Raw genomic sequence first — 15475 nt, forward strand, 5'->3', positions numbered from 1 at the left:
GGTCTGTGGCTTGTCACCCGCAGACCGTTTGAGTGTTACGTCTTGCGCCTGGGCATCAGGGCGCTAAACGGAAGCGGCTCCACTCACCGCCGTCGCGCCGTTCGTAGCGCAGTCGGTCGTGCAAGCGGCTGGGCTGCCCCTGCCAAAACTCGATCATTTCCGGGTTTACCCGATAGCCTCCCCAGTGAATAGGGCGGGGAATATCCTGGCCTTCATAAGCTTGTTCGAAGCGCTTTTGACGCTCTTCGATCCAGTTCCTGTCAGGAATCACCACGCTTTGGGTGGCAATCCAAGCACCGAGCTGACTACCGCGTGGGCGACTGGCAAAGTATTCATCCGACTCTTCGGCGGAAACTTGCTCCACCGGGCCCTCTATCCGCACTTGACGTGATAGAGACGGCCACCAAAAGGTGAGAGCGGCATAGGGCACATTGCTCAGCTCGCTACCTTTATGGCTATGATAGTTGGTGAAAAACACCATGCCTCGCTCGTCGAACCCTTTCAGCAGCACAACGCGTGCATGGGGACGACCCTGACTGTCGACCGTAGAGAGCGTCATGGCATTGCCATCTTTACCTTCGCTGTCAAGGGCCAGACTGAACCACTCATCGAACGTCACGAATGGGTCGTCGGAGGTGTGCGTTTCGTCCAAACGCCCGCCCTCGTAGTCACGCCTGACGTCGGCAATGTTACGTGTCATCGGTGAAGCTCCCCTGAGGTGATAAATTACATTGAGGTCATGTTCGCTGGTCTAACGCTAAAGCTCAAGTGTTGTTCGTTCAGGATGGCCCAGTGACACAGCGTTGGAGCGCTCGCGGAATCCTTCTATGAGAATATTGCCATAAATGCGAAAATATACCCGTACGAAGATTGAGGATAGCGCGATGCAGAGCCGCACGACACGCATAGCCGTATGGGATGCGTTCATTCGCTTGTTTCATTGGTCCCTGCTGGCAGCGGTGATTATTTCTTTCTACACCACTAAAACAATGGGTCAGCCCTTTCTATTTCCGCTGGAAGTACATGCTCAGGCGGGCTATTTGATCATTGGGTTACTCGTTTTTCGCTTGATCTGGGGCTGGGTGGGCACCCCTTATGCTCGCTTTAGTACGTTCGTATATGGCCCTAGGACTACCGCACGCTATAGCAAAGCGCTAATGGCACGGCGCGCATCTCCCTACGCCAGCCATAATCCGCTCGGCGGGTGGATGGTCGTGCTGTTGCTAGTGTCGCTTGGATTTCAAGCGTTAAGTGGGCTGTTCTTGAGCGATGATATTTTCTTTCAGGCACCGCTTTACGGAGTGTTAGGCGCTAACATGGGCGATCTGCTCGCTCAGTTACACTCACTCAATAGCGATCTACTGTTAGTGTTGATTGGTTTGCATGTCGCAGGGCTACTTTGGCACACGCTACAAGGCGAGCGGCTCATTCCCGCCATGTTGACGGGAGTGAAAAGATTTCATAGCCCGCCCGTCGACGCAAAACCCGTCTCGTCGCGCAGGCAAACTTGCTACGCCGTTGGGGCGCTGCTGATCGCATCAGGCGTCAGTGGCTGGCTATGGTTTTATTGATATCGTTTAACCGTTAAGACGGAGTTGTCGGCTTCGAAAGCGCGCGTAGCCCATGCAGCCCGTAAAGAGCGCCAGCGATACAAGCGCTTCTAATACGCCTCTCATTCCCTGTTCTGGCAAGGTCGCCAACATCACACCCTGGGTGAAGTAGAGCAAGCTGACGAAGGCAAGCCAAGCGTGCCCACGGGCACGTTGACCAATGATCGATGGCAAGAACAGCACCAAAGGCAAAATGAACGCCACCACGGGTCGCCAATTGAACGTTTCGCCCTGTACGAAGAAGCCACGATAAATCACCAGCAGAAGCAGCACGCCAAAACTGACGAGCACTAACAGTCGTGCTTGTCGCGTCAACGTGTCGAGTCCGTGTTTATCTTCCAGCGTCTCTAACCACTGTCTCATGATGACGACGTCTCCTGGCGCATTTTATGTAAGGCTAACGCGAGTTTGGCGAGCCGTCTTCCTTGTGCTTGGCACAACGCTCGTTCGTGCTCGTCAACCGGTCGGTCACTGCGTGTGCCAGCCACATGGCTGGCCCCGTAAGGCGTGCCGCCATGCTGAGTGCTCAGTAATTCCGTCTCGCTGTAGGGGATGCCCGCATAGACCATACCGTGATGCAAAAGTGGCACCAGCATGGTCAGCAACGTGCTTTCTTGGCCGCCATGCAAGCTAGACGTCGAGGTAAACGCACAGGCGGGCTTGTCGATTAGCGCGCCGTTCATCCAAAGACTGCTAGTGGTGTCGAGAAAAAACTTGAGTGGCGCGGCCATATTGCCAAAGCGCGTAGGGCTACCCAACGCTAGTGCGCTGCAGTGGCGTAAATCGTTCAGGTCGGCGTAGACTGCCCCTTCAGCGGGAATCTCTGGGTCGACGGCTTCACAGGTGGGGGAAACCGAAGGTACCGTGCGCAGTCGCGCTTCTATACCGGGAATGCTCTCGACGCCCGCTGCTAGTTGGCGGGCCATGTCTGCCGTAGCTCCTGAACGGGAGTAATACAGAATCAAGACAAAGGGCTTGGCTTCACTCATGACGTATCCTAATTGGTGGGCAGAGCGACCAGGCGTTGAGCGGTCACTGGCAACGCCTCATATGGTAACAGAGCTATCCCATAGGCAGGAGCGCTATCCATCAGGCTGACTTCCGGAAGCCGAACATAAACCCATGCTGTGGTGCCATCGGCCAGTGTCTGCTCTATGCGCTCATAGCGAATGCCGAGCCGTTCATAACGATCGAGGCGCTCGAGCGCGCGTGGTGACACGGTCAACAATAGACCATCGACATGGCTATGATCACTCGGCGAGAGATCCAATCCATGACGCTCGAACCCTTCCAGGCGTGCCGGCTCTGGCGAGCCTGAGTCTCCCATGACAATCCAACGAACCGGCCAATAACGTAGCGTGCCGTAAACGAATACTTGGTGGGTGCGCTGTTCGATCGTGGGCAGCTCATCAGGCCGTTCATAGAACCATGGGCTGAGCATGGTCAGCCAGAGCCAAGCGGTCACGCCTACCGCGCCAGCCAGCAACCCGACGCTTAATCGCTTTCCCCAGCTCATATCTCTTTCCTTGGTGATAGGTAGATGTATAGGGTGCAGAACGGCCTGTGATAAGACAAGTCTTAAGCAGTGTCGGTGATTTTGCTAAGATACATTACGCTGTCTAGGCCTAGACCCTATCGGAGGAGCCTGTTATGAGCCAGTCACTTCGTGATGAAATGGACTTCCGCGCGTTAGTGGGTGATGTGAAGCCACTGCCAAAGCGCAATCGTGCAGATACAGGTCCCCAACGTCAGCGGCCATCGGAAGCACAGTTGGCCAGACGCGAAAGCGCCGAAGAGCGTTTGGATGAGCGTAACTTTCTCTCGGACGATTTCGTCGATTTACTGCCACCTTTCGATCCTATCGAGTTTCGCCGTGAAGGTATTCAACAAGGGGTGGTCGACAAATTGAAGCATGGCGGATACAGCGTGCAAGCACAGCTTCATCTGCTTCGCCGACCGCTAGCAGAGTGTCGACGCATGCTCTTTCCCTTTATTCAGGAGGCCTATGCCCACGACCTTCGCTCGGTAATGGTCGTTCATGGGCGAGGACGGGAGGTGGACAGCCCGGCCAACGTGTTGCGCTCCTATATCGCCAAGTGGCTCGCTCAGTTCGATGAGGTGCAGGCTTACGTGTCTGCCCAGCCATCTGAAGGCGGGCTCGGCGCTACCTGGATCATGCTACGCAAAAGCGACCGTGCTAAAGCCAATAATCGCGAGCGCCAGCAGAAACGGCGCGGCTAAACAAAAAACGCCGACAAAGGCATGCCCTTGTCGGCGTTAGCGATGCAGCTTGTCTTTAGTGGGTAGTGGCTAAACGCTTTTCGAAGAGCGCCTGGCGTACTTCTACGTCGGTCTGGTAACGGACGCTAAACGCATTGAGGGCGCGCAGAGCATCTTCTGGGTGCTGATCATCTCGTAATGCCATGGTCGAAAAACCGCAGCGACGCATGTAATCCAACTGATCGACCAGAACGTCACCTACCGCACGTATCTCTCCCGTAAACCCGTAACGTTCTCTGAGTAGGCGGGCAATGGTGTACCCACGCCCGTCGGTGAAAGCGGGGAAGTCGACGGCGACGGCGGGTGCTGCCTTTAGTTCACTAGCCAGCTCAGCGTTGAGCTCTGTGTCGCTCGCTAGCAGCGGTGCCAGTTCTGTATCAGCCTGGTTGTTCTGCCATAGCGCAAGGGGGACGAAGGCAGGGCGCTGCTCGGGCAGTGTTTGCGCATCGTAGGAGACGCACCAAGCATTTTCCGCGGCCAGTTCGCCGTTGTCGATCAAGTGATCGACGTGAACAGGGGTCTGTTCCATTGCCTCGGCTTGGGTATCATTGCTGGGCATAAACACGCTCCTTGAAGGGTTTTAGGCCAATACGGCGATACGTATCCAGAAAGCGCTCATCTTCGTGACGTTCCGCTACGTAAACTTCGAGCACCTTCTCGACCACGCCCGGCACGTCCTCACGGAAGAAAGAGGGGCCTAGAATTTTACCCAGTGAGGCGTCGTCCGTTGAATTACCGCCAATCGAGACTTGGTAATACTCTTCGCCTTTTTTATCCACGCCAAGAATGCCGATATGGCCAACGTGGTGGTGTCCGCAGGCATTCATGCAGCCTGAGATGTTGAGGTCCAGGGGCCCCAGGTCGTACAGGAAATCCAAATCTTCGAAGCGCTCTTGTAACGCCTGAGCAATGGGAATGGAGACCGCATTGGCAAGACTGCAGTAGTCGCCACCAGGACAGCAGATGATGTCGTTCAGCGTGCCTACAGTGGGGTTGGCCATTCCCAGGGCATCCAGTTCTTTCCAAAGCGCTTCGAGCTCGTCGACTGGCACGTCGGATAGCACCAAGTTCTGCTCGTGAGTTACCCGCACTTCGCCAAAGCTATAGCGGTCGGCGAGGTCGGCCACGGCGTCCATCTGGTCGGCAGTCACGTCACCTGGAGCATGCTCGCGGCGCTTCAACGACAGCGTGACCGCTTTATAACCCGGCACTTTGTGGTCGGTCACATTATTGGTGACGAAACGCGCAAAGCTGCGATTGTCACGACGCAGTTGGTCGAACGCTTCCACCGAGCTGTCGGCCACCGGGCGGAGCTCAGGCTCGGGGAAGTGCGCTTTGGCCGCGTCGACGGCGGCTTGATTCAGTGTCTGGGGGCCATCTTTCAAATGCGCCCACTCTTCGTCGACACGTCGGCGGAACTCTTCGATACCGAGTGCCTTCACCAATATTTTGATACGCGCCTTGAACTTGTTGTCACGGCGACCGAACTGGTTATAAACCCGCACGCACGCTTCGAGATAGGTCAGCAGGTGCTGCCAGGGCAGGTCCTCACGCACCACGTCGCCAATCATCGGCGTGCGGCCTAAACCGCCACCCGCCAATACTTTGACGCGAAGCTCGCCGTCAGCGTTGCGCCACAAGCGCAGACCAATGTCATGAACCTGAATCGCTGCCCGATCTTGGGCGGCGCCGCTGACGGCAATTTTGAATTTGCGCGGCAGGTAAGCAAACTCGGGGTGCAGCGTCGACCACTGGCGGATCAGCTCGCACCAGGGGCGGGGGTCTTCGACTTCATCGTTGGCAATCCCCGCAAACTGGTCGCTGGTGGTATTGCGGATACAGTTACCGCTGGTTTGGATGGCGTGCATCTGCACTTTGGCCAGCTCGGCCAAGATATCCGGCACGTCTTCCAGTGCAGGCCAGTTGAGCTGCAGGTTTTGTCGCGTGGTGAAGTGGCCGTAGCCGCGGTCGTAGCGGCGAGTGATCTCGGCCAAAGCACGCAGCTGATGGCCCGCCAGCATACCGTAAGGTATAGCAATACGCAGCATCGGCGCATGCCTTTGAATGTACAGGCCGTTTTGCAGCCGCAGCGGGCGAAACTCTTCTTCTCCCAAACGACCGGCTTGGTAGCGCTCCATCTGATCGCGGAACTGCGCTACGCGCTCGTCAACCAGCGTTTGGTCGTGAATATCATAACGGTACATGTGGCACGATCCTGCTAAAAGCGAAATGGTCACGTCGAGACGGACGGTAATATACCGTCACTCTAACGCGGGCGTCATATTCTACAAAAGAATATATAATTATCTTTTTATCGTTAAATGCTATTTGAACTGCGAGTGAGTGTCATGGACTAACCAGCGGCGGCGCTGCCACACCCATAAAAAGCCAGTGGAGTTGAGCAGCCGGTAAAAGAGCTGTGTCAACCAGACCCCGACTAACCCGTAACCGAGCCAAATACCGACCCACCACGCCAGAGGTAAAAAGAGTAGCCACTGCATCCCTAGCGTGAGCAGCATGACGGTACGCTGAGCACCAGCGCCCATCAACGCCTGCGCTAGTACTAGCGCGGCGGCGTCGAACACGATCATCAGGCCAGTAATTTGCAGGGGCAGTCTCCCTAACTGAACCAACGCTTCATTGGTAAAGAAAATGCCTAGAATCGTGTCGGGTATCACCAGCATTGGTAACGCTAAAACAGTCAGCAGCATACCGGCAACGCTCAAGGCGTCAATGCCCCAGCGGTGTGCCGCCTGCCGATCGTCACGGCCCAGCGCCTCGCCGACAAGACTCATGGCCGCCACTCCAACGCCCACGCCTGGTAGAATCAGCAGAAGAGATAGATTCACTAAGACATGACCGACCGCAACGCTCGGCGTGCCGAGTTTACCCAGTAGCCAAAAGAGCACGACATAACCAGCGGCAAACCAAAGCTGCTGTAGCGAATGGGGAAACGCTAGCGTCAGCGTCGACAAAATGCTCTGCCAGGAGGGTATCGAAAGCGCGTTTGGCTGACACTGTCGCCACGTGATGACTCCCCAGATCCCCAGTCCCAAGAGCAGTGACAAGGTCGTACCGATGGCGGCTCCGTTCACCCCTAAGCCTGGCAGTCCAGCGACCCCATAAATGAGAGCCGCGCTCAGTGCAACGTTAGTTGTGTGGACGACGACGACGATACGAAGGTAGAGGTGCGTTTGCTGTCGCCCGTTCCAGTAGCCGCGCAGGCATAGCGTCAGCGCGATGGCGGTCAGTGCGACGATCCGCAAGCGAAAGTAGTCGACGGCAATGTGCGTGACCGCTTGCGAGGGAGCAATCCATCGGATTAGCTCCGACGCCTGCCACCAAGCGATGCAAGAGATGGGTAAACCGACAGCCACACCAATGACCAACCCGGACCCTAGGGGACGTGTAAGACAACTTTGATTGGCACCTACTGCCTGGGCGGTTTGCGACTGGACGCTGGAAGAGAGACCGAACACCAGCGCTGTCATCATGAACATGGCATAGCCGCCGAGTCCGACCCCTGCCAACGCCTCTTGTCCCAGATGACTCACTAGGGCAGCATCGATCAAGTTGAGCACGCTCTGAGAAAGCATGCCCAACATGATCGGAAGGGCCAAACGCATGACCTTACCTTGACGGCGCACTACCGGCGTCATGGATGAGTCGATCAACTAGGGTCGTAAGAGAGCACCGGCGAGAGCCAACGCTCCATTTCGGTCAGCGGCATCTGCTTGCGCTCGGCCAGCACCTCGACCTGATCTCGGGTGATTTTGCCGGTGGAGAAGTACTTCGACTGGGGGTGCGCAAAGTACCAGCCCGACACGGCGGCCGCTGGCCACATAGCAAAGTTTTCCGTGAGCGTTAGGCCAGTATTCTCCGTGGCGTTTAACAGGCGGAACAACGTCGCTTTTTCAGTATGGTCAGGGCACGCAGGATAGCCGGGGGCAGGGCGAATACCCTGATATTTCTCGGCAATCAGCGCATCGTTATCCAGCGCCTCTTCGGGCACGTAGCCCCAAAACTCTTTACGCACCCGCTCGTGCATGCGTTCGGCAAAGGCTTCGGCTAGCCGATCGGTCAGCGCCTGGACCATGATGGCGTTGTAATCGTCACCGGCGGCCTCGTAGGCTTTGGAGAGTTCATCCACGCCATGTCCGGTGGTCACCGCAAAGCCCCCAATCCAGTCGGGTTTGCCGCTCTCTTTCGGGGCGATGAAATCAGCCAGGCTGTAGCAGATACCGTCACGGCCCTTAGTGGTTTGCTGACGGATGTGGTGCAAACGCTCGATAACCTTGGTGCGACTCTCATCGGCGTAGACCTCGATCACGTCGTCATCCACGCTGTTGGCGGGCCATAAACCAATGACCCCGCGGGCATGCACGCGCTGTTCATCGATCAATTTGCGTAGCATCACTTGCGCATCGGCAAACAGGCTCTGGGCGGCTTCGCCCACCACTTCGTCATTGAGGATTTTTGGGTACTTCCCGGCAAGTTGCCAACTCATGAAGAAGGGCGTCCAGTCGATACGTTCGACCAGCTCTTCCAGGTCGTAATCGTCGAAGGTCATCAGACCCAGGGTATTCGGCTTGGCGGGCGTGTGATTTACCCAATCGGTGCGAAAGCGTCGTTTACGCGCCTGGGTATAGTCCAGGTCTGCCGCTTTGGGGCGGCGTTTGGCGTTGCGCTCGCGGACTTTCTCGTACTCTTCACGGATCTCGGCCACGTAGGCCGACTTCAAATTGGGGGCTAGCAGTCTGCCTGCCACGCCCACGGCGCGAGATGCGTCGGTGACATAAATCACGGGGTGCTCATACTGCGGTTCGATTTTCACCGCCGTGTGTGCTTTTGAGGTGGTGGCGCCGCCAATCAGCAGCGGCAGGTTCATACCGCGGCGCTGCATCTCTTTGGCAACGTGTACCATCTCGTCCAGCGACGGGGTAATCAAACCAGAGAGGCCGATGATATCGGCATCGTTGTCGATGGCGGCCTGGAGAATTTTCTCGGTCGGTACCATGACGCCCAGGTCGATGACTTCGTAGTTGTTACACTGCAGTACCACGCCGACGATGTTCTTGCCGATGTCGTGGACGTCACCCTTGACCGTGGCCATCACGATTTTGCCCTTGGCCTGAGTGTCCTCACTTTTTTCCGCTTCGATGAAGGGAATCAGATACGCCACCGCCTGCTTCATGACACGGGCGGACTTGACCACCTGGGGCAAAAACATCTTACCCGCCCCAAACAGGTCGCCGACCACGTTCATGCCATCCATCAACGGACCTTCGATCACCTCGATAGGACGTTCCGCCTGGGCTCGGGCTTCCTCGGTATCCTCTTCGATGTATGCGGTGACCCCTTTCACCAGCGCATGCTCGATACGCTTGTTGACCGGCCAACTGCGCCACTCGAGATCCTCTTTCTTGGCGGCGCCGCTGCCGTCGCCCTTGTACTGATCGGCGATCTCCAGCAATCGCTCGGTACCGTCGCTGCGGCGATTGAGCACGACGTCTTCGACGGCTTCACGCAGCTCGGTGGGCAGGTCGTCATAGACTGCGAGCTGCCCCGCGTTGACGATGCCCATGGTGAGGCCCGCACGAATGGCGTGGTAGAGAAAGACCGAGTGAATCGCCTCCCGCACGGGGTTGTTGCCTCGAAACGAGAAAGACACGTTGGACACGCCCCCAGAGACCATGGCGTGGGGTAGGTGTTCACGAATCCATTGGGTGGCTTCGATGAAATCGACGGCGTAGTTGTTGTGCTCTTCAATACCCGTGGCGATGGCAAAGATGTTAGGGTCGAAAATGATGTCTTCTGGCGGGAAGCCAATCTCGTCGACGAGCAGCCGGTAGGCACGCTCGCAGATCTCGGTCTTGCGCGCAAACGTATCGGCCTGGCCCTCTTCGTCGAACGCCATGACGACAATGGCGGCGCCAAAACGACGGCACTTGGTGGCCTGTTCGCGGAAGGCGGCTTCCCCCTCCTTGAGCGAGATCGAGTTGACCACTGCCTTGCCCTGAACGCACTTCAGGCCCGCTTCGATGATGTCCCACTTTGAGGAGTCGATCATGATGGGCACGCGGGCGATGTCCGGCTCGCCTGCGATCAGGTTCAAAAAGCGCACCATGGCTTCTTGCGACTCCAACATCCCCTCATCCATGTTGATGTCGATGATCTGCGCGCCGTTTTCGACCTGCTCTAAAGCCACTTCCAGAGCCGTGGTGAAATCTTCCTCTACGATCAAGCGCTTGAAGCGAGCAGAGCCGGTGACGTTGGTGCGCTCGCCTACGTTGACGAACAGCGAGTCGGCTTCGATGTTGAACGGCTCGAGACCCGACAGCCGGCACGCTTTGCTGCGCTCAGGCACTTGACGGGGCGCCATAGAATGCACGGCTTCGGCAATGGCGCGGATATGGTCAGGCGTCGAGCCGCAGCAGCCGCCAATGATGTTGACCAAGCCGCTCTGGGCAAACTCACCAACGATCGCCGCCATCTCTTCTGGAGTTTGGTCGTACTCGCCAAACTCATTCGGCAAACCCGCGTTAGGGTGGGCAGAGACGAACGTATCGGCTTTGGTGGCGAGTTCTTCCAGATAGGGGCGCAGCTCCTCGGCCCCCAGGGCGCAGTTCAAGCCCACCGACAGCGGGTTAGCATGACGCACGGAATTCCAGAAGGCCTCTGTCGTTTGGCCGGACAGCGTGCGGCCCGAGGCATCGGTGATCGTGCCGGAGATCATCACCGGCAAACGACGATCGAGATCATCGAATAACTCCTCGAGGGCGTAAATGGCGGCTTTGGCGTTGAGCGTGTCGAAAATCGTTTCGATCATGATCAAATCGGCACCGCCTTCGATCAGAGCGCTGGCCGCTTCGTAATAGTTGTCACGCAACTCGTCGAAGGTGACGTTACGTTTGGCGGGGTCGTTGACGTCGGGCGAAAGCGATGCCGTGCGCGACGTTGGCCCCAGCACCCCGGCCACATAACGCGGGACATCGGTCTCCGCCGCCACGGCGTCGCACACCTCGCGCGCCAGGCGAGCCGACTCGCGGTTGAGTTCCGGCACCAGGTCTTCCATGCCGTAATCGGCTTGAGAGAGCCGAGTACTGTTGAACGTGTTCGTTTCCAGGATGTCTGCGCCCGCTTCCAGATAGTCGCGGTGGATACGGGCGACCACATCGGGGCAGGTCAACGCAAGTAGATCGTTATTACCTTTCAGATCCGATGGCCAAGCGCGGAAGCGTTCTCCGCGGAAATCCTCCTCGCTGAGTTGGGCATTCTGCAGCATGGTGCCCATACCGCCATCCAGAATGAGAATGCGTTGGGAAAGGCGATGGGTGAGGGAAGCAGTCAAATCACTAGCAGCCATGGCAGGGGACATTCTCCAGCGTCGCAGTCGGAAAGGATGTTTTTTATAGTCGTCGATAGGTGAGCGGGGCTTATCATACCAAAGGGCACCCTGTAGGGCAGCAAACGTGGGCGTGAAGTTATTGCAGTCTCTCTATTAAGCTTTCTCATGCACACCGCAATAGCCGACTAAAATACTCGGGATTGTGTCGGCAGGCGGTTTTGCTTACCATAGTGGCAAATGACATGTGATGTGGCGTTGCCACTACCACGGGAGGACAGTGTCCCATATGACCACGACTATCGAAGCGCCTGGTATCGACATTACCGACAGCGCACAAACATATCTCGCCGAACTGCTCGAAAAACAGAACGTCGAGGGAATAGCCGTCCGCATTTTCATCACTCAACCCGGCACTCCCTACGCAGAAACTTGCTTGGCGTACTGCCGTCCTGGTGAAGAAGAGCCCACTGACGTCAAACTCGAGCTCGAGAAAATCAACGTTTTTCTCGACAAAAACAGCCTTGCCTTTTTGGAAGAAGCGGTGGTCGATTTCAACGCCGACCGCATGGGTGGTCAACTGACCATCAAGGCCCCCAATGCCAAAATGCCCAAGGTCAATGCCGACAGTCCGCTCGAAGATCGCATCAATTACACGCTCTACAGCGAAATCAATCCTGGACTGGCGGCTCATGGCGGTGAAATCAAACTCGTCGAACTGACCGACGACAAAGTGGCCATCTTGGCCTTTGGCGGGGGGTGCCAAGGGTGTGCCGCGGTGGATCTTACGCTCAAGGACGGTGTCGAGAAGACCCTGATGGAGCGTATTCCCGAACTGGCAGGTATCCGTGACGTGACCGATCACACCGATACCACGAACGCCTACTACCGCTGAGCGTACCCGGCAGATGCCAAAAAGAGCGTGGTCGCATGAGCTAGGTTTACTAACCTGCCAGCGCTAAACGTTGCTCTTGATAGCGAATAGCCATCCCGCTATTGGGGTGGCTTTTTTGGTTGGGCCGGGTCACTGGCAGGCGGCGTGAGTGCTTCTGGTAGTGCCGCCAACTGAGCTTGCAAGGACGCCATACGCTGCCATAGCTGTTCTTGCCACTGATCGCTATCGCGTGCTTGCTGTTGCTGTGCCTCTAATGCCTGATTCGCCCTGTCCAGCGCTACCTGCAGTTCGCTGCGCTGCGTTTGTAGCTCGGCATTGTGGCGCTTGAGCTCTGCCAAGCGCTGCTGCTGAGAGGCGCTTTCCTGCTGATAGCGATGTAGTTCATCGGTCACCTGCCGAACCTCTTTGGATAGCGCTTCTGCTCGCTCTTCCCGCTGCTGTAGACGCTTTTGCAGCACTTTCTCTTCTTGTGCCCGCTCTTGACGCAGCGTGTCCAATAACGCCATCAATTTGCCTTCTGACGCCTCATTGCGCTGTTCCTCTTGGGCCAAGCGCTGCTCCCAGGCAGTTTGCTGCGCGGCCTGTTGCTCACTAAAACGCTGCTGATCCGCTTTGAGAGTTTGCTGGGCTTGCTCGAATTGCCCTCGATAGTGGCTAACTTCTTCAGCGGCTTTCTCTGCCTGCTGCTGCCAGTGACGTTCATGGGTCTGGCTTTCGCCCAGGTCACGCTGAAGCACCTCCAGGCGTAGTTCTATGTGGCGAAGGTGCTCGGCCAGGGCGCTCTCACGCTGTTCGGCATTGGCAGCCTGTTGACGTGCTTCGGCCGCTTCTTGCTGCGCGCCCTCCACCTGACGATTGGCCTCTTCTCGGTAGTGCACTAGGGCTTGGTAGGCCGACTCTTGCGCTTCCCGCCATAGCTCACTGGCTACATTGACGACGACTTCTGGTACCCCTTTGGGAGGCGGTACATCGCGATTTTGCTCACGCTCGGTGCGCCATTGCCGGAAGTGTTCGCTGATGGTGGTAAAACTGCCGGTGCCAAGCACTTCGCGGATACGCTGCACGCTGGGGGAGTCCCCTTGAGCAAGCAGCGTGTCGATTGCTTGCTGAACGTCACTGTACTGAACTCCGTTGCGCGCCATGGCGTCCTCCTCATGCGTTGAGTGGCGTTACTTGAGGGGCATTGTCCTGTCTTTGTGAGAAAAAAACAATTATTACGTAAAACATAAAACGTAATATTATTTATCTAATAATAATAAAATTCAAGATTACGCTCATTATCTTGAATTTATAACGCTGTAACGCCACACTGCTCACAGCGATATAGACCACGGCTAGCAAGGAGCCAGCATGCCCCCTTCAATGACTCGATTTAGCCTAGACGAACACGCACCCATTGGTGCGGAGACTGGCATCAGCGATAAGAGGGAGGGGAGTCACTGGCCAGCGAGCCAACGAGCGCTGTCTCCTCATCTGCGTTCACGAATCGAAGCGGACAACGACCACCAGGCCGTGCTGCTGTGGTTAACGGAGTATCGAGACAGCCCACAAACACTCAAAAGCTACCGGCGAGAAGCCGAACGACTGCTGCTTTGGCTAGCCAGCCAGGACAAAGGGCTGCCCGATATGAATCGTGAATTACTGCGCCAGTTCGAAGCTTTCCTAGAGAACCCGCAGCCCCGGGCAGTATGGGTGGGGCCTTCAAAACCCCGAGAGCATCCTGAGTGGCGGCCGTTTAGAAACGGTCTTTCTCCCACGAGTCGTCGGCAGACCTTGATCATTCTGCAGGGCTTGTTTACCTGGCTGGTGGAGGCCGGCTGGGTAGGGCACAACCCCTTTGCGCTGATGCGCGACAAAGCGCGGCGAATGAACAATCAGGGGCAGCGCATAGAGCGCTATCTGGAGCAGCCGCTATGGGCTTGGTTATGGCAGTGGCTGAACCAGCCGAGCCATAGCAACGACGCTCGGCTCGTTTATGAGGGCGCCCGAAGACGGTTTATCTTTAGCTTTGCCTACCTACTAGCGCCACGCGTTAGCGAGATGGCCAATGCTCAAATGAGTGACTTTCACGAAGTCGAAGGTCGCTGGTGGTGGCGCGTGATAGGGAAGGGCAGTAAGCAAGCCCGCATACCCGTGCCCGTAGACATGCTCGAGAGCCTGCAAGCCTGGCGAGAAGCGCTAGGTCTCGTATCGTTGCCAAGCTATCACGAGCCAACTCCGGTGATTCGCGCACTGGATAAACGCAGAGGTATAAGCGACAACCAGCTTTACCGATTGATCAAAGAGACGTTGGCCAACGCTGCTGACGCACTCGAAGAGAAGGGCGGCAAGCCTGCTTATGTCGAGGCGCTCCGGCGAGCAACGCCTCACTGGCTGCGGCATACGGCGATTACCCACCAAGCGCAATCAGGCGTAAGCTTACGCTACTTGGCGGAAAGCGCCCGCCACGCAAAGCTGGATACCACCCGACGCTATTTGCACACCGAAGCCGACGAGTGGCATCACGAGCAGCAGCGACACCGCTTGAAAACGCCCCCAAAAGAATGGGCTGAACCGTTATAATAGCGGCGACAAAGACTCATCAACCCAAAGGATACGCCATGGCGACTTCAGGCGCAGAGCTAGCCCAGCAGGAGCTGGTGGAAGAGTTCGAGATGTTCGATAACTGGATGGACCGCTATCAATACATCATCGATATGGGCAAGCAGCTTCCTGACTTTCCCGAAGAGCGGCGAACCGACGAGTTCAAAATTCAGGGCTGTCAATCCAATGTATGGATGTGCCATGAAAAGGCGGGTGACAAGCTCGTGTTTAAAGCGACCTCGGATGCGGCCATCGTCTCTGGACTGATCGCCGTGCTGCTACGCATCTATAGCGAGCGTACGCCAGAAGAGATCAGTCAGACCGAGCCGCATTTCTTGAAAGACTTGGGGCTTGATAAACATCTTTCGCCAACGCGCAGTAATGGCTTACACGCGATGCTAGAGCGTATTTATCAAGTAGCCAAGCAGTGATAAACGAAGAGCACGCGATTAGTGATGGCCGCAGGTCGAGCAGCAGCGCTTTGACGTTTGCTCCTGATCATCACGGCATAACGCTTCGCTGCGTCCGCCGGGTACCGGATCCATGCCCCCTGGATGGCCAGGGTGGCATTTTACGATGCGCTTGGCGGCCATCCAGCCTCCTTTGATCGGACCATGCACCTGGAGCGCTTCGATGGCGTAGGCAGAGCAGCTTGGCCAAAAGCGGCACCGCGGGCCCAATAATGGGCTGAGAGTGTATTGGTAGATGCGTATGCAGCCCACCAATATGACGGTCAGTAATCTATGACAGCCTCGCTGCAGG

15 protein-coding genes are annotated in these 15475 nt (G+C 56.7%); 5 read left to right on the top strand and 10 right to left on the bottom strand.

Features of this window, described 5'->3' with window-relative positions:
• Positions 1–55 precede the first annotated feature (55 nt).
• A complete protein-coding gene (gene pdxH, locus GYM47_RS08615; protein WP_139527629.1) occupies positions 56–700 on the bottom strand; it encodes a pyridoxamine 5'-phosphate oxidase in 645 nt (214 codons plus the stop codon).
• A gap of 184 nt (positions 701–884) precedes the next feature.
• Here pdxH and GYM47_RS08620 point away from each other — a divergent pair, with 184 nt between their 5' ends.
• Positions 885–1571, top strand: a complete 687-nt coding sequence (locus GYM47_RS08620; RefSeq protein WP_153843325.1) for a cytochrome b/b6 domain-containing protein — start codon at positions 885–887, stop codon at positions 1569–1571.
• Between the two features lie 6 nt (positions 1572–1577).
• Here the strand turns inward: GYM47_RS08620 and GYM47_RS08625 are convergent, their stop codons facing one another.
• Genes GYM47_RS08625 through GYM47_RS08635 form a run of 3 tightly spaced genes read right to left on the bottom strand, consistent with a single transcriptional unit; the run spans position 1578 to position 3126 of the window.
• Entirely contained in the window at positions 1578–1973 is a 396-nt protein-coding gene (locus tag GYM47_RS08625) for a DUF2069 domain-containing protein (protein ID WP_139527626.1), read from the bottom strand.
• Positions 1970–2599, bottom strand: coding sequence for an NAD(P)H:quinone oxidoreductase (wrbA, locus tag GYM47_RS08630; protein ID WP_139527624.1), 630 nt, complete (start codon positions 2597–2599; stop codon positions 1970–1972). The genes GYM47_RS08625 and wrbA overlap by 4 nt, the downstream gene beginning before the upstream one ends.
• Before the next feature lie 8 nt (positions 2600–2607).
• On the bottom strand, positions 2608–3126 hold the full coding sequence (locus GYM47_RS08635; protein WP_153843326.1) for a gamma-glutamylcyclotransferase family protein: 519 nt from the start codon (positions 3124–3126) through the stop codon (positions 2608–2610).
• A gap of 134 nt (positions 3127–3260) precedes the next feature.
• On the opposite strand from GYM47_RS08635, the gene smrA reads away from it, so the two are divergent.
• Positions 3261–3851 carry a DNA endonuclease SmrA gene (smrA, locus tag GYM47_RS08640; RefSeq protein WP_139527620.1) on the top strand — a complete coding sequence of 197 codons (591 nt, stop codon included), beginning with the start codon at positions 3261–3263 and terminating at the stop codon, positions 3849–3851.
• A gap of 55 nt (positions 3852–3906) precedes the next feature.
• Here the strand turns inward: smrA and GYM47_RS08645 are convergent, their stop codons facing one another.
• The 4 genes from GYM47_RS08645 to metH form a co-directional block, all read right to left on the bottom strand.
• A complete protein-coding gene (locus tag GYM47_RS08645; protein WP_153843327.1) occupies positions 3907–4449 on the bottom strand; it encodes a DUF934 domain-containing protein in 543 nt (180 codons plus the stop codon).
• A complete protein-coding gene (locus tag GYM47_RS08650) occupies positions 4436–6094 on the bottom strand; it encodes a nitrite/sulfite reductase (protein ID WP_153843328.1) in 1659 nt (552 codons plus the stop codon). Before GYM47_RS08650 ends, GYM47_RS08645 begins: the two co-directional genes overlap by 14 nt.
• A 120-nt stretch (positions 6095–6214) precedes the next feature.
• Positions 6215–7549, bottom strand: coding sequence for an MATE family efflux transporter (locus GYM47_RS08655; RefSeq protein WP_153843329.1), 1335 nt, complete (start codon positions 7547–7549; stop codon positions 6215–6217).
• Between the two features lie 11 nt (positions 7550–7560).
• A complete protein-coding gene (gene metH, locus GYM47_RS08660; protein ID WP_153843330.1) occupies positions 7561–11256 on the bottom strand; it encodes a methionine synthase in 3696 nt (1231 codons plus the stop codon).
• Between the two features lie 268 nt (positions 11257–11524).
• On the opposite strand from metH, the gene nfuA reads away from it, so the two are divergent.
• Positions 11525–12130: a Fe-S biogenesis protein NfuA gene (nfuA, locus tag GYM47_RS08665; RefSeq protein WP_139527610.1), complete on the top strand. Its 606-nt coding sequence runs from the start codon at positions 11525–11527 to the stop codon at positions 12128–12130.
• Positions 12131–12228: 98 nt separating this feature from the next.
• Here the strand turns inward: nfuA and GYM47_RS08670 are convergent, their stop codons facing one another.
• Entirely contained in the window at positions 12229–13272 is a 1044-nt protein-coding gene (locus GYM47_RS08670; RefSeq protein ID WP_153843331.1) for a DNA-binding protein, read from the bottom strand.
• Between the two features lie 208 nt (positions 13273–13480).
• Between GYM47_RS08670 and GYM47_RS08675 the strand changes: the two genes are divergently transcribed.
• A complete protein-coding gene (locus GYM47_RS08675) occupies positions 13481–14692 on the top strand; it encodes a tyrosine-type recombinase/integrase (protein ID WP_231125610.1) in 1212 nt (403 codons plus the stop codon).
• A 38-nt stretch (positions 14693–14730) separates the two neighbouring features.
• Entirely contained in the window at positions 14731–15144 is a 414-nt protein-coding gene (locus GYM47_RS08680; protein WP_153843332.1) for a SufE family protein, read from the top strand.
• 18 nt (positions 15145–15162) lie between these two features.
• Here the strand turns inward: GYM47_RS08680 and yidD are convergent, their stop codons facing one another.
• Positions 15163–15474, bottom strand: a complete 312-nt coding sequence (gene yidD, locus GYM47_RS08685; protein WP_196781586.1) for a membrane protein insertion efficiency factor YidD — start codon at positions 15472–15474, stop codon at positions 15163–15165.
• Position 15475: the final 1 nt, after the last annotated feature.

This window comes from Vreelandella piezotolerans (assembly GCF_012427705.1).
Classification (GTDB): Bacteria; Pseudomonadota; Gammaproteobacteria; order Pseudomonadales; family Halomonadaceae; genus Vreelandella; species Vreelandella piezotolerans.